Raw genomic sequence first — 21,868 nt, forward strand, 5'->3', positions numbered from 1 at the left:
ATACACTCACGCCCCATGCCTTCTTCTGCACATTCGGCGGCCGAGCCGGCCAAGGGCTCGCCGCGGTCGCTGCGTGGCCTGCTGCCCTTCCTGACCCCCTACCGGGGCCAGATCGCACTGGCCGCGCTGTTCCTGGTGCTGGCTGCCGGCGCCACGCTGGTGTTCCCGCTCGCGCTGCGCAGCCTGATCGACAACGGCCTGGTCAGCGGCGGCAGCACGCTGGCGGACACGGGCGCGCGCCTGCTCGCGCTGCGCACGCACTTCTTCGAGCTGTTCGCCGTGGCGGCCGCGCTGGGCCTGTTCTCGGCCGGCCGCTACTACGTGGTCAGCTGGCTCGGCGAGCGCGTGACGTCGGACTTGCGCAACGCGGTCTATGGCCACGTGGTGCGCCAGAGCCCCGAGTTCTTCGAGACCACGCAGACCGGCGAGGTCCTGTCGCGCCTGACCGGTGACACCACGCTCGTGCAGACGGTGGTCGGCTCCTCGCTGTCGGTGGGCCTGCGCAATGCCGTGATGGGCGTGGGCGCGCTGGCGATGCTGGTCTGGTCCAACCCCTATGTGATGACCCAGGTGCTGGCCATCCTCGTGCTCGTGGTGGTGCCGACCATGTGGTTCGGCCGGCGCGTGCGCAAGCTCTCGCGCGCGAGCCAGGACCGCGTGGCCGATTCCAGCGCGATCGCGGCCGAGGTCTTGAACGCGATTCCCGTGGTGCAGAGCTACACGGCCGAGGCGCGCGAGGCCGCGCGCTTCACGCAGTCCACACAGAACGCCTTCCAGACCGCGGTGCGGCGCACGCGCGCGCGCGCCGTGCTCGTGGCCTTCATCATCACGGCCACCTCGGCCGCGCTGCTGTGGGGCCTGTACCAGGGCACGCAGGCCGTCATGCGCGGCGACATCTCGGCCGGCCACCTGGGCCAGACGGTGGTCTACGTCATCATCCTGGCCGGCGCCTTCGGCGCGCTGAGCGAGGTCTACGGCGACCTGCTGCGGGCGGCCGGTGCGACCGAGCGGCTCATGGAGCTGCTGCACATGCGCTCGCCGATCGCCTCGCCGGACAAACCGGCCGCGGCGCCCCCCCGCAACGGCGGCAGCCGCGTGGAACTGTCCGACGTGACGTTCCACTACCCGTCGCGCCCGGCCCAGGCCGCGCTGAGCGACTTCAGCCTGGCCGTGGCACCCGGTGAAACCGTGGCCCTGGTGGGCGCCAGCGGCGCCGGCAAGAGCACGGTGTTCCAGCTGCTGCTGCGCTTTTACGACCAGGAGCGCGGCACGATCGCGCTGGACGGCGTGCCCACGCGCGAGATGGCGCTGGACGAATTGCGCGGGCGCATCGGCATCGTGCCGCAGGATCCGGTGCTGTTCTCCACCAGCGCGCGCGAGAACATCCGCTACGGCCGGCCCGACGCCAGCGACGCCGAGGTCGAGGCGGCGGCGCGCGCGGCCTTCGCGCACGATTTCATCGCCGCCTTGCCGCAGGGCTACGACAGCTTCCTGGGCGAACGCGGCGTGCGTCTGTCGGGCGGCCAGCGCCAGCGCATCGCGATCGCCCGCGCCATGCTCAAGAACGCCCCGCTGCTGCTGCTCGACGAGGCCACCAGCGCGCTCGATGCCGAGAGCGAGCGCATGGTGCAGGCCGCGCTGGAGTCGGCCATGCAGGGCCGCACCACGCTGGTCATCGCGCACCGGCTGGCCACCGTGCAGCAGGCCGACCGCATCGTCGTGCTCGAGCAGGGCCGCATCGTCGAACAGGGCACGCACGCGGCGCTCGTGGCGGCCGGCGGCACCTACGCGCGCCTGGCAGCGCTGCAGTTCACGCAGTAGCCACCCGCCTTCGCCGGCAGCCTATGCATGATATGCATAAGGCACGAAGCAGCCGCTGCCGGGCTTGGACAAGCCCGGCAGCCCAAGCCTAAGCTTGCGCTCCTCGACAACAACAGGAGCCAGTCCATGGCAACCTCTTCCTCTAAGCCGGCGCCCGGCGCGCACGCCCTGCCCTCCTACTTGCAAGCCGACCACCTCGGCCCCTGGGGCATCTTCCTGCAGCAGGTCGACCGCGTCGAACCCTACCTCGGCAACCTGGCACGCTGGGTGGAGACGCTCAAGCGGCCCAAGCGCATCCTGGTGGTGGACGTGCCCATCCACATGGACGACGGCCGCGTGGCCCACTTCGAGGGCTACCGCGTGCAGCACAACACCTCGCGCGGCCCGGGCAAGGGCGGCGTGCGCTTCCACCAGGACGTGACGCTGTCCGAGGTCATGGCGCTGTCGGCCTGGATGTCGATCAAGAACGCCGCCGTCAACGTGCCCTACGGCGGTGCCAAGGGCGGCATCCGCGTGGATCCCAAGACCCTCTCGCGCGGCGAGCTCGAGCGCATGACGCGCCGCTACACCAGCGAGATCGGCATCATCATCGGCCCCTCCAAGGACATCCCGGCTCCGGACGTCAACACCAACGAGCAGATCATGGCCTGGATGATGGACACCTACTCCATGAACCAGGGTGCCACGGCGACGGGCGTGGTGACCGGCAAGCCCGTGGACCTGGGCGGCTCGCTGGGCCGGCGCGAGGCCACGGGCCGCGGCGTGTTCACGGTGGGCGCGGAGGCCGCCAAGAACATCGGCCTGGACGTCAGCACCGCGCGCATCGCCGTGCAGGGCTTCGGCAACGTGGGCGGCATCGCGGCCAAGCTGTTCGCCGAGGCGGGCTCGCGCATCGTGGCGGTGCAGGACCATGGCGGCGCCATCTACCGCGAGGCCGGCCTGGACGTGCCCGCGCTGCTCAAGCACGTGGCCGACAAGGGCACGGTGGCCGGCTTCGAGGCGGCCGAGAAGCTCGCGGTCGAGAAGTTCTGGGACGTGCCCTGCGACATCCTGATCCCGGCCGCGCTCGAGCAGCAGATCACCAAGGACAACGCGCACCGCATCCAGGCCCGCATGGTCATCGAGGGCGCGAACGGCCCGACCACGCCGGACGCCGACGACATCCTGCACGACCGCAATGTGCTCGTGGTGCCCGACGTGATCGCCAACGCCGGCGGCGTGACGGTCAGCTACTTCGAATGGGTGCAGGACTTCTCGAGCTTCTTCTGGGACGAGGACGAGATCAACAAGCGCCTCGTGCGCGTGATGCAGCACGCCTTCGCGGGCGTCTGGCAAGTGGCGCAGCAACACAAGGTCAGCCTGCGCACGGCCACCTTCATCGTGGCCTGCCAGCGCATCCTGCAGTCGCGCGAGCTGCGCGGGCTGTATCCCTGACCGCCGCCCGGCCGCCCGAAGGCGGTCACACCCTGTGCCCCACGGGCACAGGTTCCCAGCCCTGGCCTACTGCAAAGGCTCTTTGAGGGCCTTGGGGATCGGCAGGGGCATCACCGGGATGCCCTCCTCCAGCAAGGACTCGGTTTCCTCGCGCGAGGCCTGGCCGCGGATGTTGCGCTCCGCGGCCTCGCCGTAGTGGATGCGGCGCGCCTCTTCGGCAAAGCGCCCGCCCACATCCTCGGTGTTGGCCAGCACGTGGCGCACCATCTTCATCCAGGCGGCCTGCAGTTGCGGATCGACGGCCGCCACTTCGCGCGGCTTGCTTTCCGCAGGCACGCTCGCGCCCAGGTTCAGGCGCGGCGCGGACAGTTTCTTGGTGACCGACGTGTCGCCGCAGACCGGGCATTCCACGAGGCCACGCGCCAGCTGCGACTGGAAATCGTCTTCCGAGCCGAACCAGCCTTCGAACCCGTGGCCATGGGGACACTGGAGATCCAGGACTTTCATGGGCAAGATTATCCGGCCGCGCCCAGGTCCGGGTTGGCCTGCCACTGCAAGTCCCAGGCGCCCGCACGCCAATTCTGCAGCCACAGCGCGGCGCTCAGGGTCTTGGCGTCGGTGACCGTGCCGTCGCGGCACCAGGCCAGCAGTTCGTCCACGCTGGCGCTGAAGACCTCGAGGAACTCGCCCGCGTCGAGGTGGCGCTCCTGCAGCGCGAGGCCGCGCGCGAACCAGATCTCGATGAACTCCGTGGAATAGGAAATGACCGGATGCAGCACGCCGGCCTTGGCCCACTCGCGCGCCGTGTAGCCGGTCTCTTCCAGCAGTTCGCGGCGACCGCAGGTCCAGGTGTCCTCGCCGGCATCGAGCTTGCCGGCCGGGAACTCCACCATCACGCGCCCCATGGGGTGGCGGTACTGGCGCTCCAGCACGATGCGGCCATCGTCGAGCAGCGGAACGACCATCACGGCGCCCGGGTGCACGATGAACTCGCGCGTGTCGCTGCCGCCATCAGGCAGGCGCACGGTGTCGCGCAGAACCTGCAGGAAACGGCCGCGCAGCAGTTCCTCGCGCTGCACGGTCTCCTCGATGAGGTGGTCGTCGCCGGTGGTCATCTCAGAACGTGTGAATGAACCGATCGCGCCCACGACGGGGTGCGGCGGGCCGCAGGCGTAGGCGCAGGCCGCAGCCCGGGCTCGTGCCCGGGCAAGGACTGCAACGCCCGCATGCGGCCTGGCGCGCCCCCGGCCCGAAGGGCGAGGCCCCGGGCGCGACGATCATGATGGAAACAGGAGCTCATTGGGGGCCTCGCGTGGATGTGAGCGGTTCGTTCACACGTTCTCAGTGCCGGTGCTTCAGAAGGTAGCGCCAGACGAAGCCCGGAAAGGCCAGCGTCACGAACAGCGCGGCGGTCACGGCGTAGAACTCCCAGCCCTGGGGCGCGATGCGGCCCACGTTGCGTTCGAGCAGCAGGCCCAGAATGCCTACCAGCAGGTAGTAGACCAGCAGCTCCAACAGCCGCCAGGCCAGGCCCTTGCCCTGTGCGAGCCGCAGCGCCAGGAACAGGCGCTGCGTGAGGAACGGCAGATTGGCGGCCACCACGGCCGCCAGGATCACGAGCCAGACCGCCGCATCGGGCGCCAACTCAGGTGCCCAGCGTCAGGGTGATGGCCTGCACGCACAGCGCCATCAGCCCGCCCGGGACCACGCCCAGCAGCAGCACGAGCGCGCCGTTGACCGACAGCACGGCACGCACGTCCAGCGGTGCGGCGACCGTGGTGGCCGTGATCGGCGCATCGAAGTACATGACCTTCACCACGCGCAGGTAGTAGAAGGCGCCGATCAGCGACATGATGACCGCGAAGATCGCCAGGCCGATCAGGGAGCCCTCGCCCGAAGCCACCAGGGTCTGCAGCACCGACAGCTTGGCATAGAAACCCACCATGGGCGGGATGCCGGCCAGCGAGAACATGCAGATCGCCATGACGGCCGCGTACAGCGGGCTGCGCTGGTTCAGGCCGGCGAGGTCGGCGACCTCGTCGCTCTCGAAGCCTTCACGTGCCAGCAACAGCAGCACGCCAAAGCTCGCCAGCGTGGTCAGCACATAGGTGACGACATAGAACATGGCCGAGCTGTAGGCGTTGGCGGCCGACAAGGTGTTGCCATTGACGACGCCGGCCAGCAGGCCCAGCAGCACGAAGCCCATCTGCGAGATCGTCGAGTAGGCCAGCATGCGCTTCAGGTTGCTCTGCATCACCGCCGCCAGGTTGCCGATCAGCAGCGAGGCCACGGCCAGCACGACCAGCATCTGCTGCCAGTCGATGGCCAGCGGCAAGAGGCCTTCCACGAGCAGGCGGATCACGATGGCGAAGGCGGCCAGCTTGGGCGCGCCGGCGATCATCAGCGTGATGGCCGTGGGCGCGCCGTGGTAGACGTCGGGCACCCACATGTGGAACGGCACCACGCCGAGCTTGAAGGCCAGGCCCGCGACGATGAACACCAGACCGAACACCAGCACCTGGTGCTGCACCTGGCCCGAAGCCACGGCCTTGAAGACCTCGTTGAGGTCCAGCGACCCGGTGGCGCCATACATCATCGACAGGCCATAGAGCAGGAAGCCCGACGCCAGCGCGCCCAGCACGAAGTACTTCATCGCGGCTTCGCTGGCGACCGCGTTGTCGCGGCGCAGCGCCACGAGCGCGTAGCTCGACAGCGTGAGCAGTTCCAGGCCCATGTAGATGACCAGGAAGTTGCCGCCCGAGATCATGACCGACATGCCCAGCAGCGCGAACATCGACAGCGTGAACAGCTCACCGCCGCGCAGCATGCCGCGGTCGGCCGAGTATGGCCGGCTGTAGACCAGCGTGACCATCACGGCGATGGTGGCGAAGCACTTGAGCCAGTTGCCCATGGGGTCGCTGACGACCATGCCGCCGAAGCCGTACAGGGTGGTGTTGCCCGAGGCATAGGTGCCGTGCAGCACGGCCACGATGGCCAGGCTCAGCAGCGTGAGCACGTAGGTGGCGGTGCGGCGCGGGCTCTTGACCGCGAGGTCGACCAGCGCGATCACGCAGGCCATGACGAGCAGCACGATTTCCGGATAAACGGTGATCCAGCTGATTTTGTCCATATCTTTTCTTCTCTCGCCCGCTCAGTTCAGCTTGGACACCGCGACGTGCTTGAGCAGCTCGGCCACCGACACGTCCATCACATCGGTGAAGGGCTTGGGATAGATGCCCATCGCCAGCACCGCGATCGCCAGCAGCGCCAGCATCAGGAATTCGCGGGCGTTGATGTCTTCGAGTTCCTTGACGTGGTCGTTGGCCACGGGGCCCAGGTAGACGCGCTTGAACATCCACAGCGTGTAGGCCGCGCCGAAGATCAGCGCCGTGGCGGCCAGCAGGCCGATCCAGAAGTTGGCCTTCACGGCGCCCAGGATCACCATCCACTCGCCGACGAATCCGGCCGTGCCCGGCAGGCCGCAGTTGGCCATGGCGAACAGCAGCGCGAAGGCCGCGAACTTGGGCATGGTGTTGACCACGCCGCCGTAGGCCGCGATCTCGCGCGAATGCACGCGGTCGTACAGCACGCCGATGCACAGGAACATGGCACCCGAGACGAAGCCGTGCGCGATCATCTGCACCAGGCCGCCGGAGACGCCCAGGTCGTTGAAGATGAAGAAGCCCAGCGTGACGAAGCCCATGTGGGCGACCGAGGAGTAGGCCACCAGCTTCTTCATGTCCTGCTGGACCATGGCAACCAGGCCCACGTAGACCACGGCGATCAGCGACAGCGCGACCATCAGCCAAGCCCATTCGTGCGCGGCGTCTGGTGCGATCGGCATCGAGAAGCGCAGGAAACCGTAGGCACCGAGCTTCAGCATGATGGCCGCCAGCACGGCGGAACCGCCGGTGGGCGCTTCCACGTGCACGTCGGGCAGCCAGGTGTGCACCGGCCACATCGGCACCTTGACGGCAAACGCCGCGAAGAAACCGAAGAACAGCAGCGTCTGCGCGGTGCGCGGCAGCGGCAGGTCGTGCCAGGTCTGGATGTCGAAGCTGCCACCCGAGTGCACGTACAGGTAGATCAGCGCGATCAGCAGCAGCAGCGAACCGAGCAGCGTGTACAGGAAGAACTTGAACGCCGCGTAGATCTTGTTGGGCCCGCCCCAGATGCCGATGATCAGGTACATCGGGATCAGCGTGGCTTCGAAGAACACGTAGAACAGCAGGCCGTCCAACGCGGAGAACACGCCGATCATCAGGCCCGACAGGATCAGGAAGGCGCCCATGTACTGGTTCACGCGCGAGGTGATGGCTTCCCAGCCGGCGATCACGACGATGACCGTGATGAAGGCCGTCAGCAGCACGAACCAGAACGAGATGCCGTCCACGCCCAGGTGGTAGAACACATTGAAGCGTTCGATCCAGGGGGCCTTCTCGACGAACTGCATGGCAGCCGTCGTGTTGTCGAAGCCGCTGTACAGCGGCAAGGTCACCAGCAGGCTGACGATGGCGCCGATCAGCGCCACCCAGCGCACGGCGCGCGCGTACTCATCCCTCCCGAGGGCCAGCAGCACGGCGCCGAAGAAGATCGGCGTCCAGATCGCAAGGCTCAACAAACCCATTTTTGTTCTTCTCCCTCAGCCTTATTTGTTGAACCAGACGAAGTACGTCATCAGCACGAAGATGCCGAGGATCATGACCAGCGCGTAGTGGTAGATGAAGCCGGTCTGCACGCGGCGCACGACGCCGGCCACCCAGCCCACGAGCTTCCACGAACCGTTCACCACGGCGCCGTCGATGACGGCCTGGTCGCCACCCTTCCACAGGCCGTAGCCCAGGGCACGGGCGCCGCGCGCCAGGATGTTCTCGTTGATCCAGTCCATGTAGTACTTGTTCTCGAGCAGGCGGTAGATCGGGCCGCAGGCACGCTTGATGGCCGCCGGCAGCGCCGGGTTGACCATGTACATGTAGTAGGACAGGGCCACACCGGCCAACGCCAGCCAGAACGGTGCGGTCTGCAGGCCGTGCAGGGCCATCGCCACGGGGCCGTGGTACTCCTCGGCCAGCTCGGCCATGGCATGGTGGATCTGGCCGTTGACGAAGATGGCGTCCTTGAAGAAGTCACCGAACAGCATCGGGCCGATGGTCAGGTAGCCGATGATGACCGAGGGGATGGCCAGCAGGATCAACGGCGCGGTCACGACCCAGGGCGACTCGTGCGGATCGTGGCCATGGCCGTGGTCGTCGTGGCCATGGTGGTCGTCGTGGTGGTGCGCGTCGGGGTTCTGGTCGTAGCGCTCCTTGCCGTGGAAGACCAGGAAGTACATGCGGAACGAGTAGAACGCCGTGACGAACACGCCGGCCATGACGGCGAACTGCGCGAAGCCCGCCGCGGGCAGGTGGCTGGCGTGCGTGGCGATGATGATGCTGTCCTTGGAGTAAAAGCCCGAGAACAGCGGCGTGCCGATCAGCGCCAGCGAGCCCAGCAGCGAGGTGATCCAGGTGATGGGCATGTACTTGCGCACGCCGCCCATCCAGCGGATGTCCTGGTTGTGGTGCATGCCCATGATCACCGAGCCGGCGCCAAGGAACAGCAAGGCCTTGAAGAAGGCGTGCGTCATCAGGTGGAACACCGCGACCGAGTAAGCCGATGCGCCCAGCGCCACCGTCATGTAGCCCAGCTGCGACAGCGTGGAGTAGGCCACCACGCGCTTGATGTCGTTCTGGATGATGCCCAGAAAGCCCATGAACAGCGCCGTGATGGAGCCGATCACGAGGATGAAGTTCAGCGCGGTCTCGGACAGCTCGTACAGCGGCGACATGCGCGCCACCATGAAGATGCCGGCCGTCACCATGGTGGCGGCGTGGATCAGCGCGGAGATCGGCGTGGGGCCTTCCATGGAATCGGGCAGCCAGACGTGCAGCGGGAACTGTGCGCTCTTGCCCATGGCACCGATGAACAGGCAGATGCAGATCACGGTGATCAGCATCCATTCCGTGCCCGGGAAGGCCAGCTTGGACAGCTCGTCGGCCTTGGCGAAGGCTTCGGTGTAGTTCAGCGTGCCGGCGTAGGCGGCGATCAGGCCGATGCCCAGGATGAAGCCGAAGTCGCCCACACGGTTGACCAGGAAGGCCTTCATGTTGGCGAAGATGGCCGTCGGACGGTTGAACCAGAAGCCGATCAGCAGGTAGGACACCAGGCCCACGGCTTCCCAGCCGAAGAACAGCTGCAGCATGTTGTTGCTCATGACGAGCATCAGCATGGAGAAGGTGAACAGCGAGATGTAGGCGAAAAAGCGGTTGTAGCCGGCGTCCTCTTCCATGTAGCCGATGGTGTAGATGTGCACCATCAGCGACACGAAGGTCACGACGACCATCATCATGGCCGTGAGGCCGTCGACGAGGAAACCGACCTCCATCTTGAGGTTGCCGACCACCATCCAGGTGTACAGCGTCTCGTTGAAGCGCGCGCCGTCCAGCGCCACGCTCTTGAGCGTCATGGCCGAGATGACGAAGGCGACGAGCACGCCGAGGATGGTCAGCGAGTGCGACAGGCGGCGGCCGATCTTGTTGCCGCCGAAGGCGGTGCCGAAGATGCCGGCCAGCGCGGAACCGACCAGCGGTGCGAGCGGGACGGCCAGCAGCGTGGAGGCCGAGAGTGTTTGGCTCATGTTGTTGTTCTCAGCCCTTGAGCGTGTTGAGTTCGTCCACGTTGATGCTGGAGCGGTTGCGGAACAACAGCACCAGGATCGCGAGGCCGATGGCGGATTCCGCCGCGGCCACGGTCAGGATGAAGAACACGAAGATCTGACCGTGCATGTCGTTCAGGTAGTACGAGAACGCCACGAAGTTCATGTTGACCGCCAGCAGCATCAGCTCGATGGCCATCAGCAGCACGATCAGGTTCTTGCGGTTCAGGAAGATGCCGATCACCGACAGCGCGAACAGCATCGCGCCCAGCGACAGGAAATGACCCAGACTGAGCGTCATGCCTTCTTCTCCTCGGCGGCTGCCGGTGCGGGCGGTGGGGGTGCGGGGCGCACGGGATCGACCTTGACCAGCGCGACGCGGTCGGCCGACCGCACACGGATCTGGTCTTCGGGACGCACGTTGCGCGAGTCCTTGCGGCCACGCAGCGTCAGCGCGATCGCGGCGATCATGGCCACGAGCAGGATGCAGGCCGCCACCTGCACCGGGAACAGGTACTCGGTGTAGAGCAGGATGCCCAGCGCCTTGGTGTTGGAGACCTGCGTGGCCGCCTGGGCGGCGGCGCCGGCTAGGTTGCGCGACTCATCGGTGGCGCGGAAGCCGCCCATCAGCACAGCCGCCATTTCCAGCGCGATCAGCACGCCGATCGCACCGGCCAGCGGGAAGTGCTCCCAGAAGCCCTGGCGCAAGCCCTCGACATCCACGTCCAGCATCATCACGACGAACAGGAACAGCACGAGCACCGCCCCCAGGTAGACCAGCACCAGCACGATGGCCAGGAACTCGGCCTGCAGCAGCAGCCAGATCGCAGAAGCCTGCGAGAACGCGAGGATCAGGTACAGCACGGCATGTACCGGATTGCGCGCTGTGATCACCCGGAATGCCGCGAACAGCAGCACGAGCGAAAACAGATAGAAGAAGCCTGTCTTGACGTCCATTTTTTTCTTCGGGGCGCCTGGCCGTTAACGGTACGGGGCGTCGGCAGCCTTGGCGGCCGAGATTTCTTTTTCGTAGCGGTCGCCCACGGCCAGCAGCATGTCCTTGGTGAAGTACAGGTCGCCGCGCTTTTCGCCGTGGTATTCGAGGATGTGGGTCTCGACGATGGAATCGACCGGGCAGCTCTCTTCGCAGAAGCCGCAGAAGATGCACTTGGTCAGGTCGATGTCGTAGCGCGTGGTGCGGCGCGAACCGTCGTCGCGCACGTCGGACTCGATCGTGATCGCCATGGCGGGGCACACGGCCTCGCACAGCTTGCAGGCGATGCAGCGCTCTTCGCCGTTCTCATAGCGGCGCAGCGCGTGCAGACCTCGGAAGCGCGGCGACAGCGGGGTCTTCTCTTCCGGGAACTGCACGGTCACCTTGCGCTTGAAGGCGTAGCGGCCGGTCAGCACCATGCCCTTGAAGAGCTCGGCGAGCATGAAGCTCTTGAGGAAGTCCTTGACGGAGAAGCCAGAGGAAGCGGTCGCGGTGGTCATCGTGGGTTCTCCGCTCATTTCCAGATGTTCCAGGACGTCTGCATCCAGCCGCCGACCAGCAGCAGCCACACCAGCGTGACCGGAATGAAGATCTTCCAACCCAGACGCATGATCTGGTCGTAACGGAAGCGTGGGAAGGTGCCGCGGATCCAGATGAACAGCGAGAGCACGAAGAAGGTCTTCAGGCCCAGCCAGATCCAGCCCGGAATGAAGTCCAGGAAGCCGATGGGCGAGAGCCAGCCGCCCAGGAACATCAGCACCGCGAGGATGGACACCAGCCACATGCTGGCGTACTCGGCCAGGAAGAAGATGGCAAAGCCCATGCCCGAGTACTCGACCATGTGGCCGGCCACGATCTCGGCCTCGCCTTCGACCACGTCGAAGGGGTGTCGGTTGGTTTCGGCCACGCCCGAGATCAGGTAGACCACGAACACCGGCAGCAGCGGCAGCCAGTTCCAGGACAGGAAGTCCAGGCCCATGTTGGCGCCCATGCCCTTGGCCTGCGCAGCGACGATCTCGCCCAGGTGCAGGCTGCCCGACACCATGATCACGATCACGAGGCAAAAGCCCATCGCGATCTCGTAGCTCACCATCTGAGCCGAGGCACGCAGCGCGCCCAGGAAGGCGTACTTCGAGTTCGAGGCCCAGCCCGCGATGATCACGCCATAGACCTCGATCGAGGTGATGGCCATGATCAGCAGCAGACCGGCGTTCACGTTGGCGATCACGGCCTCGGGGCCGAAGGGCACGGCCACCCAGGCGGCCAGCGCCGGCATGATGGCCATGATGGGGCCCAGGCGGAAGAGGCCGCTGCTGGCAGCGGACGGGTTGATCAGCTCTTTGGTCAAGAGCTTGAGCGCGTCGGCGATGGGCTGCAAGAGGCCGAGCGGGCCGACGCGGTTGGGACCGTGGCGGACCTGGATCCAGCCCAGGAACTTGCGCTCCCACAACGTCGCGTAGGCCACCGCGCCCAGCAGGGGCAGCAGCACGCAGAGGATCTTGATCATGCCCCAGACCACGGGCCAGATGCCGCCGGTCCACCAGCTGGCTGCGACCAGGCCTTGGCCGAAACCGTAGATGCTGTCGATCATGCTGCGCTCGCTCCCTGGGCTTGCCGCGCATCCGCGGTCAACTGCAAGGACGTGGCCCGGCGCACCAGGCTGTCCAACTGGTAAATGCTGGCGACGGCCGGCGCCGCCACCGCCTTGGCGGCGGCAACGCTGGCACGCGTTGCGTTCGACAGGCGCTCGGCCGGGATGCGCGCGACACCGTCGACCTGGGCCAGGCCCAGCGCGGCCAGCACGTCCTGCGAGGACTCCTGGGCGAAGCCCGGCAGGCCCAGCATGTTGCCCAGCACACGGATCACCTTCCAGGCCGGGCGCGTCTCGCCGAGCGGGCGCACCACGGCGTGGAAGCTCTGCACGCGGCCTTCGGCGTTGGCGAAGCTGCCCGAGGTTTCGGTGAACGGAGCGATCGGCAGCAGCACGTCGGAGAACGCCATGTTGGCCTTGAACGGGCTCAACGTGACGACCATCTCGGCCGCGTCGAGTGCCGCAGCGGCACCGGCGCCGGCAGCGGAGTCGAACTCGGGCTCGTTGTTGAGCAGCAGCACGGCCTTGAGACCGCCAGCCAGCATCTGGCCGGCGTTGCGGCCGTCGGCCTTGGGCTGGGCGCCGACGAACTGCGCGCCCACGGTGTTGGCGGCCTCGGTCAGGTAACCGAAGCTCGCGCCGGTCTGCTCGGCGATCCACTGCGCCAGCGCCAGCAGGCTCGCGGCCTGGCCGTGGTGTGCGGCGGCATTGCCCAGCAGCACGGCCTTGCGCTCACCGGAGAGCAGCGACTGCGCGACGGCCTTGGCGGCGTCGTGCGCCTGGCCTGCGGCCGGCGCGGCAACGCCCTTCTCGGCGCCGATGGCGGTGGCCACATCGGCCAGGGCCTGCAGCCAGTCACCGGCTTCGGCCTTGAGCGTGGCGGAGAGCGTCATGGCCCAGGCGTCCGCATCGGGCAGTTGGCTGCACGAAGCGATGGCATGGACCTTGGCGCCCTTGCGGGCGGCCTGGCGGATGCGCTGTGCGAACAGCGGATGGTCCTTGCGCAGGTTGGAACCCACGACCAGCACGCGCTGCAGCGTGGACAGCGCTGTGATCGGCATGCCCAGCCAACGCACGCCTTCGCTCGGGGCGAATTCGGCATGGCGCAGGCGGTGGTCGATGTTGTCGCTGCCCAGGCCGCGCACCAGGGCGCCGGCCAGGCTCAGCTCCTCGAGCGTGCTGTGCGGGCTGGCCAGCAGGCCGATACTGGGCGCGCCGTGGTCGGCCTTGATCTGCTTGAGGCCATTGGCCACGTATTCCAGCGCGGTCTGCCAGTCCACGGTCTGCCATTGCCCGCCCTGCTTGAGCATGGGCTGCGTCAGGCGCTCGTCGCTGTTCAGGGCTTCATAGGAGAAGCGGTCGCGGTCGGCGATCCAGCACTCGTTGACGGCCTCGTTCTCGAGCGGCACCACGCGCATGACCTTGTGGTTCTTGACCTGCACGATCAGGTTCGCACCCGTGGAATCGTGCGGGCTCACGCTCTTGCGGCGCGACAGTTCCCAGGTGCGGGCGCTGTAGCGGAAGGGCTTGCTCGTGAGCGCACCGACCGGGCAGATGTCGATCATGTTGCCCGACAGCTCGGAGTCCACGGTCTCGCCCGTGATGGTCGTGATCTCGGAGTGCTCGCCCCGGTGGATCATGCCCAGTTCCATGATGCCGGCCACTTCCTGGCCGAAGCGCACACAGCGCGTGCAGTGGATGCAGCGGCTCATCTCCTCCATGGAGATCAGCGGGCCCACGTCCTTGTGGAACACCACGCGCTTTTCCTCGGCGTAGCGCGAGGACGAACCGCCGTAGCCCACGGCCAGGTCCTGCAGCTGGCATTCGCCGCCCTGGTCGCAGATCGGGCAATCCAGCGGGTGGTTGATGAGCAGGAACTCCATGACCGACTTCTGCGCCTTCAGCGCCTTGTCGCTCTTGGTGTGGACGACCATGCCCTGCGTGACCGGGGTGGCGCAGGCCGGCATGGGCTTGGGCGCCTTCTCCACGTCCACCAGGCACATGCGGCAGTTGGCCGCGATGGACAGCTTCTTGTGGTAGCAGAAATGCGGGATGTAGGTCCCGGCCTTGTCGGCCGCATGCATGACCATGCTGCCTTCGGCGATCTCGACCTTCTTGCCGTCGACTTGGATTTCAACCATATCGGGTGCTTCTCGTTCAGGCCTGCGCCGTCGCGGGTTTCTTGCACATGGCCTCGAACTCGTGGCGGAAGTGCTTGATCATGGCGCGCACAGGCATCGCGGCGGCATCGCCCAATGCACAGATGGTGCGGCCCTGGATGTTGTCGGCGATGGAGTTCAGCAGATCCATGTCGCTGGACTGCCCTGCCCCACGGTGCACCTTGTCCACCAGGCGCCAGAGCCAGCCCGTGCCTTCGCGGCAGGGCGTGCACTGGCCGCAGGACTCGTGCATGTAGAAGTACGACAGGCGCTTGAGCGACTCCACCATGCAGCGCGTGTCGTCCATCACGATCAGTGCGCCCGAGCCCAGCATGGAGCCGGCCTTGGCGATGGAGTCGTAGTCCATCGTGCACTCGTTCATGATCGCGGCCGGCAGCACCGGCGAGGACGAGCCGCCCGGGATCACGGCCTTGAGAGTGCGGCCCTTGTCCGCGCCGCGCACGCCGCCGGCCAGCTCGAGCAGCTTGGTGAACGGCGTGCCGAGCGGGATCTCGTAGTTGCCGGGCAGTTCCACGTCGCCCGAAACCGAGAAGATCTTGGTGCCACCGTTGTTCGGCTTGCCGCACTCGAGGTAGGCCTGGCCGCCGTTGCGGATGATCCAGGGCACGGCCGCGAAGGTCTCGGTGTTGTTGATCGTGGTCGGCTTGCCGTACAGGCCGAAGCTGGCCGGGAACGGCGGCTTGAAGCGCGGCTGGCCCTTCTTGCCTTCCAGCGATTCCAGCAGCGCAGTTTCTTCGCCGCAGATGTAGGCGCCGAAGCCGTGCGAGGCGTGCAGCTGGAAGCTGTGCTTGCTGCCCAGGATGTTGTCGCCCAGGTAGCCGGCCGCGCGCGCTTCTTCCAGCGCCTCTTCGAAGCGCTCGTAGACCTGGAAGATCTCGCCGTGGATGTAGTTGTAGCCGACCGTGATGCCCATCGCGTAGGCCGCGATGATCATGCCCTCGATCACGATGTGCGGGTTGTACATCATGATGTCGCGGTCCTTGCAGGTACCGGGCTCGCCCTCGTCCGAGTTGCAGACCAGGTACTTCTGGCCCGGGAACTGGCGCGGCATGAAGCTCCACTTCAGGCCGCTCGGGAAACCCGCGCCGCCGCGGCCGCGCAGGGCCGATTCCTTGACGGTCGCGATGACCTGGTCCTGCGTGAGGCCCTCGCCGCCGTCCGCGGCCAGGATCTTCTTCAAGGCCTGGTAGCCGCCGCGCGACTCGTAGTCCTTCAGGCGCCAATTGCTGCCGTTCAGATCGGCATAGATCTGCGGGTTGATGTGGCGTCCATGGAAGCAGGTCTGCACGCCGGTGGCGGCGAACTGCGCCAGAACTTGATCCGCGTTCATGCCTTGCCCTCCTGTGCCGCGGCCGCACGCAACCCGTCGACGAGCTGGTCGAGCTTATCCGTGCTCATGAAGCTGCACATGGTGCGGTCGTTGACCAGCATCACCGGGGAGTCGGCGCAGGCGCCCAGACATTCGCTCTGCTGCAGCGTGAACAGGCCATCGGCCGTGGTCTCGCCCATCGCGATGCCGAGCTTTTGCTCCAGGTGGTGCAGCGCCTTGTAGCCGTCGCGCAGCTGGCACGGCAGGTTGGTGCAGACGTTCAGCTTGAACTTGCCGACCGGCTGCTGGTTGTACATGTTGTAGAAGGTCGTGACCTCGTGCACGGCGATGGTCGGCATGCCCAGCAGCTCGCCGATGATCTTCTCGTGCTCGGGGTAGACGTGGCCGTGCTGCTGCTGTGCGATCGACAGGCAGGCCATCACGGCCGAAGCGCGGCCTTCGTAGGGGTACTTCGCGATCTCGCGCGCGAAGCGGTCCAGCGTCTCCTGCGACAAGGCAGGCGCTGGCGTGGCGGATGCGGAATGGGGAGCTGCTGCGCTCATCGGTCGATCTCTCCGAACACGATGTCCAAGGTGCCGATGATCGCGACGGCATCGGCCAGCATGTGGCCGCGCGACATCTCGTCGAGCGCAGCCAGGTGCACGAAGCCGGGCGGACGGATCTTCAGGCGGTAGGGCTTGTTGGCACCGTCGCTGACGAGGTAGATGCCGAATTCGCCCTTGGGATGCTCGACGGCGGCGTAGGCCTCGCCTTCGGGCACGTGGAAACCTTCGGTGAAGAGCTTGAAGTGGTGGATCAGCTCTTCCATGTTGGCCTTCATGCCCTCGCGCGAGGGCGCGGCCACCTTGTGGTTGTCGGTGATCACGGGGCCGGGGTTGGCGCGCAGCCAGTCCACGCACTGCTTGATGATGCGGTTGGACTGGGCCAGCTCTTCCATGCGAACGAGGTAGCGGTCGTAGCTGTCGCCGGTCTTGCCGACCGGGATGTCGAAGTCGACACGGTCGTAGACGTCGTAGGGCTGCTTCTTGCGCAGGTCCCAGGCGATGCCGGAACCGCGCAGCATCGGGCCCGTGAGGCCCAGGTTCAGCGCGCGGTCGGCATCCATGACGCCGATGCCCACGGTGCGCTGCTTCCAGATGCGGTTGTCGGTCAACAGCGTGTGGTACTCGCCCAGGTAGGTCGTGAAGCGCTTGGTGAAGTCGTCGATGAAGTCCAGCAAGGACCCCTGACGGTTCTCGTTCATGCGCGCCAGCGCCTTGGCGTTCTTGATCTTGCTGACCGTGTACTGCGGCATGGTGTCCGGCAGATCGCGGTAGACGCCGCCCGGACGGAAGTAGGCCGCGTGCATGCGCGCGCCGGAGACGGCCTCGTACATGTCGAACAGGTCTTCGCGCTCGCGGAATGCGTAGATCAGGATGGTGGAGCTGCCGCAGTCGTTGCCGTGCGAGCCGAGCCACATGAGGTGGTTCAGCATGCGCGTGATCTCGGAGAACATCACGCGGATGTACTGCGCACGGATCGGCACGGCGATGCCCAGCAGCTTCTCGATGGCCAGGCAGTAGGCGTGCTCGTTGCACATCATCGAGACGTAGTCCAGCCGGTCCATGTAGGGCAGCGACTGGATGAAGGTCTTGTGTTCGGCCAGCTTTTCGGTGGCACGGTGCAGCAGCCCGATGTGCGGGTCGCAGCGCTGCACGACCTCGCCGTCGAGCTCCATCACCAGCCGCAGCACGCCGTGCGCGGCCGGGTGCTGCGGGCCGAAGTTCAGGGTGTAGTTCTTGATTTCTGCCATGGGGTGTCCGCGGGTCGGCCTCGCGACTTCAGTGCAGGCCGCCGTAGTTGTCTTCGCGGATCACGCGGGGCGTGATCTCGCGCGGCTCGATGGTCACCGGTTGGTAGACCACGCGGCGCAGCTCTTCGTCATAGCGCATTTCCACATGGCCCGACAACGGGAAGTCCTTGCGGAACGGATGGCCGATGAAACCGTAGTCGGTCAGGATGCGGCGCAGGTCGATGTGGCCTTCGAACAGGATGCCGTACAGGTCGAAGGCCTCGCGCTCGAACCAGTTGGCCGAGGCCCAGACGTGCATGAGGGACGGCAGCATGGGCAGGTCGTCATCTGCGCAGAAGACCTTCACGCGCAGGCGCTGGTTCAGGTTCACGGACAGCAGGTGCGAGACCACGCAGAAGCGCGGGCCTTCCCAGACGCTGTCACGGTACGCCGAGTAATCGACGCCGCACAGGTCGACGAGCTGCTCGAACTTGCAGCCGGGCGCGTCGCGCAGGGTCTGCATGGCCTCGAGGTAGTCGGCCACCTTGACGGTCACGGTGACCTCGCCGCGCTCGAGCTTGAGGCTTTGCGCCTTGTCGCCCAGCGTCGTGGCGACCGTGTCCTTCAGGACTTGGGGATCAACAGCAAAGACGGTCATGGATCAGACGCGGGCAATGGTTTGGGTGCGGCGGATCTTCTGCTGCAGCTGGATGATCCCGTAGATCAGCGCTTCGGCCGTGGGCGGGCAGCCCGGCACGTAGACGTCGACCGGCACGATGCGGTCGCAGCCGCGCACCACGGAATAGCTGTAGTGGTAGTAGCCGCCGCCGTTGGCGCACGAGCCCATGGACAGCACCCAGCGCGGCTCGGCCATCTGGTCGTAGACCTTGCGCAGCGCCGGCGCCATCTTGTTGCACAGCGTGCCGGCCACGATCATGAGGTCGGACTGGCGCGGGCTGGCGCGGAACACCTCGGCGCCGAAGCGGCCGATGTCGTAGCGCGCAGCGGCCGCATGCATCATCTCGACCGCGCAGCAGGCCAGACCGAAGGTCATGGGCCACAGCGAGCCGGTCTTGGCCCAGTTCACCACCGCGTCGTACGAGGTCGTGACGAAGCCTTCCTTGAAAACGCCTTCAATGGCCATAGCAAATCTCCAGTGGGCCGGGCGGGATCATTCCCAGTCCAGGGCACCCTTCTTCCATTCGTAGACGAACCCGACGACCAGGATGGCCAGGAACATGACGACGGCCCAGAAGCCCACCACGCCAACGTCCTTCAGCGCCACGGCCCAGGGGAACAGGAACGCGATTTCCAGGTCGAAGAGGATGAACAGGATGGCGACGAGGTAGTAGCGCACATCGAACTTCATGCGCGCGTTCTCGAACGCTTCGAAGCCGCACTCGTAAGGGGAATTCTTGGCCGCGTCGGGCCGGTTGGGGCCGAGCAGGTAGCCCAGCAACTGCGGTGCGATGCCGACCGCTATACCCACCAGGATGAACAAAAGGACTGGGAGGTATTGGCCGAGGTTCATCTGGGGACTTCTTCACCGCTGCGTCGGCATGCAAGCCCTGCTGGGTTGCATGCCGACTTTGTTGGTGCCGTCGGCGAGACTCGAACTCGCACAGCTTTCGCCACTACCCCCTCAAGATAGCGTGTCTACCAATTTCACCACGACGGCGGTTTTGTCGTGCCTGGATGGCATGAGGAACTTGGCTCTTGTCGAGCTAGTTGTTTGGCTTTCCAGACAGCATTCGAGTTTACCCTGAAACTGGGGGGTTCCCGGGCCGGCGCCAGGGAAATTTCGCTGGTGCGCCGGACGACGCACCAGCGTGGGTTCATTGCGTCGGGATCTGGCCCGCGCCCGAGGCCGGAACGGCAGGCGCTGCGGGCGCCGAAACACCCGAACCCGGAATCTGCGATGCCGGCGTCGGCGCCTCTTGCACCGCGCGTTCGAGAACGCTGCCCGAGCTGGTGGGCTGGCGGTTGCCGAAGTAGGCCAGCGCCAGCGTCGCCACGAAGAACACCACGGCCAGCACCGCCGTGGTGCGCGACAGGAAGTTGGCACTGCCGCTCGCGCCGAACAGGCTGCCGGCACTGCCGCTGCCGAAGGCGGCGCCCATGTCCGCCCCTTTGCCATGCTGGATCAGGATCAGCCCGATCATTCCGAGCGCAGACAGGATCTGCACGGCCAGGACCAGGTTCAACAACACATTCATCTCTGCAACACCTCTTGTGGGCCCTTTAGCGGGCAGCGGCCACGATGGCCAGGAAATCCGGGACCTTGAGCGACGCGCCGCCGATCAGGCCGCCGTCGATGTCGGGTTGGGCCAGCAGGCTGGCCGCGTTCGACGCATTCATGCTGCCGCCGTACAGCAGCGGGATACGGTCGGCGTGGCTGCTGGCCGCGGCCAGTTGCGCGCGCAGCACGGCATGCACCTGCTGGGCCTGCTCGGGCGTGGCGGTCTTGCCGGTGCCGATGGCCCAGACGGGCTCGTACGCCACGACGATCTCGGTGATGCAATGGCCGTTGACATGCACGACGGCAGCCAGCTGGCGGCGCACCACCTCTTCGGTGTGGCCGGCCTCGCGCTCGGCGAGCGTCTCGCCCACGCAGACGATGGGCGTGATGCCCGCGGCCAGCGCGCGCTGCGTCTTGGCCGCGACGACCTCGTCGGACTCGCCGTGGTACTGGCGGCGTTCGGAGTGGCCGACGATGGCATAGCGCACGCCGAACTCGCGCAGCATGTCGGCGCTGACCTCGCCCGTGTAGGCGCCGCTGGCGTGCTGCGACACGTCCTGCGCGCCGGCCTGCACGGCGCTTTGGCCCGCCAGCCAGCCCTGCACGGCCGCGAGGTAGGGCGCGGGCACGCACACGGCCACGTCGCACGCGGCGGGCGCCGCGGCCAGGCCTTCGAGCACACCGCGCACCAGCGCCTCGCTGCCCGCCAGGCTGGCGTTCATCTTCCAGTTGCCTGCAATCAGTTTCTTCTTGCTCATTTCACTCACCAGGTCAGGACGATCTTGCCGATGTGCTGGTTGGACTCCATCAGCGCATGGGCCTTGGCGGCGTCCGCCGCCGCAAAGCGGCTGTGGATCACGGGCTTGACCTGGCCGGCCTCGATCAGCGGCCACACGTGGCGGCGCAGCGACTGCGCGATGGCCCCCTTGAACGCCACCGGCCGCGGCCGCAGCGTGGAGCCCGTCACCGTCAGGCGGCGGCGCAGCACGAGCCCGGCGTTGACTTCGGCCTTGGTGCCGCCCTGCACCGCGATGATGACCAGCCGGCCGTCCTCGGCCAGGCAGTTGATCTCGCGGGCCACGTAGGCGCCGGCGACCATGTCCAGGATCACGTCCACGCCCTTGCCATCGGTCAGCTTGCGGGCTTCCTCGGCGAAGTCGGCGGTCTTGTAGTTGATCGCATGGTCCGCGCCGAGTGCCAGGCAGGCCGCGCACTTCTCGTCGCTGCCGGCCGTGGCGATCACGCGCGCGCCCAGCGCCTTGCCCAGCTGGATCGCCGTCACGCCGATGCCGCTGGTGCCGCCCTGCACGAGCAGGGTCTCGCCCGGCTGCAGCCGGCCGCGGTCGAACACATTGCTCCAGACCGTGAAGAAGGTCTCGGGCAGGCTGGCGCCCTCCTCGTCCGTGAGGCCGTTCGGCACGGGCAGGCATTGCGCGATCGGCGCCACGCACAGCTCGGCGTAGCCGCCACCGGCCACCAGCGCGCAGACGCGGTCGCCGATGTTGAGCCCTGCGGCACGCAGCGCCTCGGCATCGCCGGACTCGATGACGCCCGCCACTTCCAGGCCGGGGATGTCGGACGCACCCGGCGGCACCGGGTAGTTGCCGGTGCGCTGCAGCACGTCGGGCCGGTTCACGCCGCTCGCGCGCACGCGCAGCAGCACCTCCCCGGCGCCGGGCACCGGGTCCGGGCGCTCGGCACTCTGCAGCACCTCGGGGGCGCCATAGCTCGTGATCTCGATGGCTTTCATTGCGGGTCCTCGAAAGTACAAGGCACCGGCCAGGCGTCGCTCCAGCCGGTGCGGTGCGCCGCAT

General features: G+C 66.7%; 22 protein-coding genes and 1 tRNA gene. 2 read left to right on the plus strand and 21 right to left on the minus strand.

From position 1 onward, the window contains the following. The first annotated feature begins 15 nt into the window (after positions 1 to 15). Both IE209_RS04950 and IE209_RS04955 read left to right on the plus strand, forming a co-directional pair. Entirely contained in the window at positions 16 to 1,821 is a 1,806-nt protein-coding gene (locus IE209_RS04950) for an ABC transporter transmembrane domain-containing protein (RefSeq protein ID WP_189685843.1), read from the plus strand. A gap of 126 nt (positions 1,822 to 1,947) precedes the next feature. Then, positions 1,948 to 3,255 carry a Glu/Leu/Phe/Val family dehydrogenase gene (locus tag IE209_RS04955; protein ID WP_145545349.1) on the plus strand — a complete coding sequence of 436 codons (1,308 nt, stop codon included), beginning with the start codon at positions 1,948 to 1,950 and terminating at the stop codon, positions 3,253 to 3,255. Between the two features lie 66 nt (positions 3,256 to 3,321). Here the strand turns inward: IE209_RS04955 and IE209_RS04960 are convergent, their stop codons facing one another. The 21 genes from IE209_RS04960 to IE209_RS05060 all read right to left on the minus strand — a co-directional run bounded on the left by IE209_RS04960 (position 3,322) and on the right by IE209_RS05060 (position 21,804). Continuing rightward, positions 3,322 to 3,762, minus strand: coding sequence for a DUF1178 family protein (locus tag IE209_RS04960; RefSeq protein WP_189685844.1), 441 nt, complete (start codon positions 3,760 to 3,762; stop codon positions 3,322 to 3,324). 8 nt (positions 3,763 to 3,770) lie between these two features. Next, positions 3,771 to 4,370 carry an NUDIX domain-containing protein gene (locus IE209_RS04965; RefSeq protein WP_189685845.1) on the minus strand — a complete coding sequence of 200 codons (600 nt, stop codon included), beginning with the start codon at positions 4,368 to 4,370 and terminating at the stop codon, positions 3,771 to 3,773. Positions 4,371 to 4,596: 226 nt separating this feature from the next. Next, positions 4,597 to 4,899 (minus strand): DUF2818 family protein, encoded by a 303-nt coding sequence (locus IE209_RS04970; protein ID WP_189685846.1) that lies wholly within the window; start codon positions 4,897 to 4,899, stop codon positions 4,597 to 4,599. 1 nt (position 4,900) lies between these two features. Next, entirely contained in the window at positions 4,901 to 6,385 is a 1,485-nt protein-coding gene (gene nuoN, locus IE209_RS04975) for an NADH-quinone oxidoreductase subunit NuoN (protein ID WP_189685847.1), read from the minus strand. A 21-nt stretch (positions 6,386 to 6,406) separates the two neighbouring features. Further along, positions 6,407 to 7,882, minus strand: a complete 1,476-nt coding sequence (locus tag IE209_RS04980) for an NADH-quinone oxidoreductase subunit M (RefSeq protein WP_189685848.1) — start codon at positions 7,880 to 7,882, stop codon at positions 6,407 to 6,409. A gap of 21 nt (positions 7,883 to 7,903) precedes the next feature. Then, positions 7,904 to 9,931, minus strand: a complete 2,028-nt coding sequence (gene nuoL / locus IE209_RS04985; protein ID WP_189685849.1) for an NADH-quinone oxidoreductase subunit L — start codon at positions 9,929 to 9,931, stop codon at positions 7,904 to 7,906. A gap of 10 nt (positions 9,932 to 9,941) precedes the next feature. Then, positions 9,942 to 10,250: an NADH-quinone oxidoreductase subunit NuoK gene (nuoK, locus tag IE209_RS04990; protein WP_056175349.1), complete on the minus strand. Its 309-nt coding sequence runs from the start codon at positions 10,248 to 10,250 to the stop codon at positions 9,942 to 9,944. Beyond that, positions 10,247 to 10,906 (minus strand): NADH-quinone oxidoreductase subunit J, encoded by a 660-nt coding sequence (locus IE209_RS04995; protein WP_189685850.1) that lies wholly within the window; start codon positions 10,904 to 10,906, stop codon positions 10,247 to 10,249. The genes nuoK and IE209_RS04995 overlap by 4 nt, the downstream gene beginning before the upstream one ends. A 24-nt stretch (positions 10,907 to 10,930) precedes the next feature. Further along, the gene (gene nuoI, locus IE209_RS05000) at positions 10,931 to 11,443 is read right to left on the minus strand and encodes an NADH-quinone oxidoreductase subunit NuoI (protein WP_056658275.1); all 513 of its coding nucleotides are present in this window, start codon (positions 11,441 to 11,443) and stop codon (positions 10,931 to 10,933) included. 14 nt (positions 11,444 to 11,457) lie between these two features. Then, the gene (nuoH, locus tag IE209_RS05005) at positions 11,458 to 12,534 is read right to left on the minus strand and encodes an NADH-quinone oxidoreductase subunit NuoH (protein ID WP_145545341.1); all 1,077 of its coding nucleotides are present in this window, start codon (positions 12,532 to 12,534) and stop codon (positions 11,458 to 11,460) included. After that, positions 12,531 to 14,675: an NADH-quinone oxidoreductase subunit NuoG gene (gene nuoG, locus IE209_RS05010; protein WP_189685851.1), complete on the minus strand. Its 2,145-nt coding sequence runs from the start codon at positions 14,673 to 14,675 to the stop codon at positions 12,531 to 12,533. The genes nuoH and nuoG overlap by 4 nt, the downstream gene beginning before the upstream one ends. Positions 14,676 to 14,691: 16 nt before the next feature. Further along, positions 14,692 to 16,044 carry an NADH-quinone oxidoreductase subunit NuoF gene (gene nuoF, locus IE209_RS05015; protein WP_189685852.1) on the minus strand — a complete coding sequence of 451 codons (1,353 nt, stop codon included), beginning with the start codon at positions 16,042 to 16,044 and terminating at the stop codon, positions 14,692 to 14,694. Continuing rightward, positions 16,041 to 16,586, minus strand: a complete 546-nt coding sequence (locus IE209_RS05020; protein ID WP_189685853.1) for an NADH-quinone oxidoreductase subunit NuoE family protein — start codon at positions 16,584 to 16,586, stop codon at positions 16,041 to 16,043. Before IE209_RS05020 ends, nuoF begins: the two co-directional genes overlap by 4 nt. Continuing rightward, positions 16,583 to 17,836, minus strand: a complete 1,254-nt coding sequence (locus IE209_RS05025; protein WP_189685854.1) for an NADH-quinone oxidoreductase subunit D — start codon at positions 17,834 to 17,836, stop codon at positions 16,583 to 16,585. The genes IE209_RS05020 and IE209_RS05025 overlap by 4 nt, the downstream gene beginning before the upstream one ends. A gap of 28 nt (positions 17,837 to 17,864) precedes the next feature. Further along, positions 17,865 to 18,473 carry an NADH-quinone oxidoreductase subunit C gene (locus tag IE209_RS05030; protein ID WP_189685855.1) on the minus strand — a complete coding sequence of 203 codons (609 nt, stop codon included), beginning with the start codon at positions 18,471 to 18,473 and terminating at the stop codon, positions 17,865 to 17,867. A gap of 3 nt (positions 18,474 to 18,476) precedes the next feature. Then, a complete protein-coding gene (locus tag IE209_RS05035; RefSeq protein ID WP_056175322.1) occupies positions 18,477 to 18,959 on the minus strand; it encodes a NuoB/complex I 20 kDa subunit family protein in 483 nt (160 codons plus the stop codon). Positions 18,960 to 18,986: 27 nt separating this feature from the next. Then, entirely contained in the window at positions 18,987 to 19,346 is a 360-nt protein-coding gene (locus IE209_RS05040; RefSeq protein ID WP_056658254.1) for an NADH-quinone oxidoreductase subunit A, read from the minus strand. A gap of 62 nt (positions 19,347 to 19,408) precedes the next feature. Continuing rightward, a tRNA-Leu gene (locus IE209_RS05045) sits at positions 19,409 to 19,493 on the minus strand. Between the two features lie 157 nt (positions 19,494 to 19,650). Beyond that, positions 19,651 to 20,031, minus strand: coding sequence for a preprotein translocase subunit SecG (secG, locus tag IE209_RS05050; RefSeq protein WP_145545334.1), 381 nt, complete (start codon positions 20,029 to 20,031; stop codon positions 19,651 to 19,653). Between the two features lie 25 nt (positions 20,032 to 20,056). After that, positions 20,057 to 20,812: a triose-phosphate isomerase gene (gene tpiA, locus IE209_RS05055; protein ID WP_189685856.1), complete on the minus strand. Its 756-nt coding sequence runs from the start codon at positions 20,810 to 20,812 to the stop codon at positions 20,057 to 20,059. Positions 20,813 to 20,817: 5 nt separating this feature from the next. Beyond that, positions 20,818 to 21,804, minus strand: coding sequence for an NAD(P)H-quinone oxidoreductase (locus IE209_RS05060; RefSeq protein ID WP_189685857.1), 987 nt, complete (start codon positions 21,802 to 21,804; stop codon positions 20,818 to 20,820). Between the last annotated feature and the right edge of the window lie 64 nt (positions 21,805 to 21,868).

The sequence above is a fragment of the Pseudorhodoferax aquiterrae genome (assembly GCF_014652235.1).
Taxonomy (GTDB): Bacteria; Pseudomonadota; Gammaproteobacteria; order Burkholderiales; family Burkholderiaceae_C; genus Pseudorhodoferax; species Pseudorhodoferax aquiterrae.

Bases quoted from the DNA above. Each gene is read 5' to 3' on its own strand.
- IE209_RS04950 (WP_189685843.1), top strand. From the start codon at position 16: ATGCCTTCTTCTGCACATTCGGCGGCCGAGCCGGCCAAGGGCTCGCCG.
- IE209_RS04955 (WP_145545349.1), top strand. From the start codon at position 1,948: ATGGCAACCTCTTCCTCTAAGCCGGCGCCCGGCGCGCACGCCCTGCCC.
- IE209_RS04960 (WP_189685844.1), bottom strand. From the start codon at position 3,762: ATGAAAGTCCTGGATCTCCAGTGTCCCCATGGCCACGGGTTCGAAGGC.
- IE209_RS04965 (WP_189685845.1), bottom strand. From the start codon at position 4,370: ATGACCACCGGCGACGACCACCTCATCGAGGAGACCGTGCAGCGCGAG.
- nuoN (WP_189685847.1), bottom strand. From the start codon at position 6,385: ATGGACAAAATCAGCTGGATCACCGTTTATCCGGAAATCGTGCTGCTC.
- IE209_RS04980 (WP_189685848.1), bottom strand. From the start codon at position 7,882: ATGGGTTTGTTGAGCCTTGCGATCTGGACGCCGATCTTCTTCGGCGCC.
- nuoL (WP_189685849.1), bottom strand. From the start codon at position 9,931: ATGAGCCAAACACTCTCGGCCTCCACGCTGCTGGCCGTCCCGCTCGCA.
- nuoK (WP_056175349.1), bottom strand. From the start codon at position 10,250: ATGACGCTCAGTCTGGGTCATTTCCTGTCGCTGGGCGCGATGCTGTTC.
- IE209_RS04995 (WP_189685850.1), bottom strand. From the start codon at position 10,906: ATGGACGTCAAGACAGGCTTCTTCTATCTGTTTTCGCTCGTGCTGCTG.
- nuoI (WP_056658275.1), bottom strand. From the start codon at position 11,443: ATGACCACCGCGACCGCTTCCTCTGGCTTCTCCGTCAAGGACTTCCTC.
- nuoH (WP_145545341.1), bottom strand. From the start codon at position 12,534: ATGATCGACAGCATCTACGGTTTCGGCCAAGGCCTGGTCGCAGCCAGC.
- nuoG (WP_189685851.1), bottom strand. From the start codon at position 14,675: ATGGTTGAAATCCAAGTCGACGGCAAGAAGGTCGAGATCGCCGAAGGC.
- nuoF (WP_189685852.1), bottom strand. From the start codon at position 16,044: ATGAACGCGGATCAAGTTCTGGCGCAGTTCGCCGCCACCGGCGTGCAG.
- IE209_RS05020 (WP_189685853.1), bottom strand. From the start codon at position 16,586: ATGAGCGCAGCAGCTCCCCATTCCGCATCCGCCACGCCAGCGCCTGCC.
- IE209_RS05025 (WP_189685854.1), bottom strand. From the start codon at position 17,836: ATGGCAGAAATCAAGAACTACACCCTGAACTTCGGCCCGCAGCACCCG.
- IE209_RS05030 (WP_189685855.1), bottom strand. From the start codon at position 18,473: ATGACCGTCTTTGCTGTTGATCCCCAAGTCCTGAAGGACACGGTCGCC.
- IE209_RS05035 (WP_056175322.1), bottom strand. From the start codon at position 18,959: ATGGCCATTGAAGGCGTTTTCAAGGAAGGCTTCGTCACGACCTCGTAC.
- IE209_RS05040 (WP_056658254.1), bottom strand. From the start codon at position 19,346: ATGAACCTCGGCCAATACCTCCCAGTCCTTTTGTTCATCCTGGTGGGT.
- secG (WP_145545334.1), bottom strand. From the start codon at position 20,031: ATGAATGTGTTGTTGAACCTGGTCCTGGCCGTGCAGATCCTGTCTGCG.
- tpiA (WP_189685856.1), bottom strand. From the start codon at position 20,812: ATGAGCAAGAAGAAACTGATTGCAGGCAACTGGAAGATGAACGCCAGC.
- IE209_RS05060 (WP_189685857.1), bottom strand. From the start codon at position 21,804: ATGAAAGCCATCGAGATCACGAGCTATGGCGCCCCCGAGGTGCTGCAG.